General features: G+C 59.6%; 3 protein-coding genes. All 3 read left to right on the forward strand.

The features are described 5' to 3' along the window. The first annotated feature begins 100 nt into the window (after window positions 1–100). Entirely contained in the window at window positions 101–592 is a 492-nt protein-coding gene (locus tag AB4043_RS24405; RefSeq protein ID WP_442300485.1) for a rhodanese-like domain-containing protein, read from the forward strand. Window positions 593–652: 60 nt separating this feature from the next. After that, a complete protein-coding gene (locus AB4043_RS24410) occupies window positions 653–859 on the forward strand; it encodes an OsmC family protein (RefSeq protein ID WP_442300486.1) in 207 nt (68 codons plus the stop codon). Window positions 860–989: 130 nt separating this feature from the next. Then, window positions 990–1,760 (forward strand): HAMP domain-containing protein (locus tag AB4043_RS24415; RefSeq protein ID WP_442308376.1); only part of this gene is annotated, 771 nt, incomplete at its 3' end.

Genomic DNA, 1,760 nt, shown 5'->3' on the forward strand with positions numbered 1-1,760 from the left:
GCGTGCAGTGGCGTTTTCATTGGGGAAAACGCCCATAGATGCACAAGCCCTGCGCTACACCTACAGGAAAAAGGCTCTATTCCTCTGAGGAGAACGAGCGATGAACTCGGGGCCACGACATAAAAAGACGGTGGTGGAGATTCCCTCCGCAATTCTCGAAGGGTGGCGGCAACGGCATCTGCCGGTTCGAGTGATCGATGTTCGGTCTGCGTGTGAATTTGCAGCCGGGCATCTGCCTGGGGCGGTGAATCAACCACTGGAGACGCTGGGGCCGATCCCAGTAGAACCCGGGGAGCGTATCGTACTGGTTTGCCAGGGCGAAGCGCGTGCCCGGATGGCCGCGCACCGCCTTGCGGAGTTTGGCATCGAGTCCTACGTGCTGCGCGGCGGTACGGCAGGGTGGTATACCGAAGGGCGGCCTCTGCACTATCAAGCGCCGGCAGGCTGGTCGTTCGAGAGGACGCTTCGTCTTGTCTCCGGAGTGGTTGTGTTGCTTACGACGCTTGCCGCCGCTTTTATGAGCCCCAAATGGCTCCTGGCGACCGCCTGCGTCGGCATATGCCTTGTCTTCACGGCGTTGAGGGATCGTTAGAGCATTTTCCCTGTAGCTGGGTATCCCGGAAGGGGTGCCGCGGTGCCTGTGCCGCCTTCTATGCGGTGGCCTATCTCCGCTGAAAAGCTGACCTCCCCGGCCCGGCTGGGGGAGATACGTATCGTCGTTCATACGCCCTCGGAGCTGACCCCGGAGCATCAGGCCGGCGTCGATGACAGCGTGCACCACTGTGTTCTGCACAACACACTCACCCATCCGCCAAAAGTAACAGTGGAAGCAGGTACGGTGGCCGTAGTATCTGTATAACGTTCGGTGTGAGGTGGCCTCGTTACTAAGCAACCACCCCTAACGCATCTGGCATCTGACCGTTTGCCTGGTTTTCATTTAAATTCTGGTAGTGAGCAACAAGCGCTCAACACCTGAGTGAGGGTGATGCGTGAAACGAGTTGTCAGCAAGTCAGCTAAGACTGATCTTGCAGCTTCTGTACTTACTGCTGAACTCCCTGCCGCGGACCGATCCCAGTTTGACATTGCGATCGTTCTGGACGCCTTGCGCCGTATGCGCGATGGCGACTTCTCGGTGCGCCTCCCCAATCACTGGACGGGAGTTGAAGGTAAGGTCGCAGATTCCTTCAACGACATCGTCTCAGCCAACCAGCAGATGGCCGGCGAGTTGAAACGCGTCGGCCAGGTTGTCGGTAAAGAGGGCCGAACCCGCGAGCGGTCGTGCTTTCAGGAACGTCGTGGCTCCTGGGGAGAGATGGAGGCCAGCGTCAATACGCTGGTCGAGGATCTGCTCCGTCCGACGGTCGAAGTAACCCGAGCGATCGGCGCTGTGGCCCAGGGCAACCTGACGCAGACCGTGCGGCTTGACGTGGACGGTCGACCCCTGGAAGGCGAGTTCCTGCGCTCCGCCAACATCGTTAATACGATGATTCAGCAGCTCAGCGTCTTTACGTCCGAGGTGACGCGTGTTGCCCGTGAGGTAGGTACCGACGGTAAGCTGGGCGGCCAGGCGCAGGTACCCGGGGTGGCCGGAACCTGGAAAGACCTTACGGACTCAGTAAATTCGATGGCCAGTAACCTTACCGGCCAGGTGCGCAACATCGCCGAGGTGGCAACGGCCGTAGCCAGCGGTGACCTCTCCCGCAAGATCACGGTAGACGTGCGCGGTGAGATTCTGCAGTTGAAAGAGGCCATCAATACG

The organism is Terriglobus sp. YAF25 (assembly GCF_052113305.1).
Lineage (GTDB): Bacteria > Acidobacteriota > Terriglobia > Terriglobales > Acidobacteriaceae > Terriglobus.

Coding starts and splice junctions, on each gene's coding strand:
- AB4043_RS24405 (WP_442300485.1), top strand. CDS start 101: ATGAACTCGGGGCCACGACATAAAAAGACGGTGGTGGAGATTCCCTCC.
- AB4043_RS24410 (WP_442300486.1), top strand. CDS start 653: ATGCGGTGGCCTATCTCCGCTGAAAAGCTGACCTCCCCGGCCCGGCTG.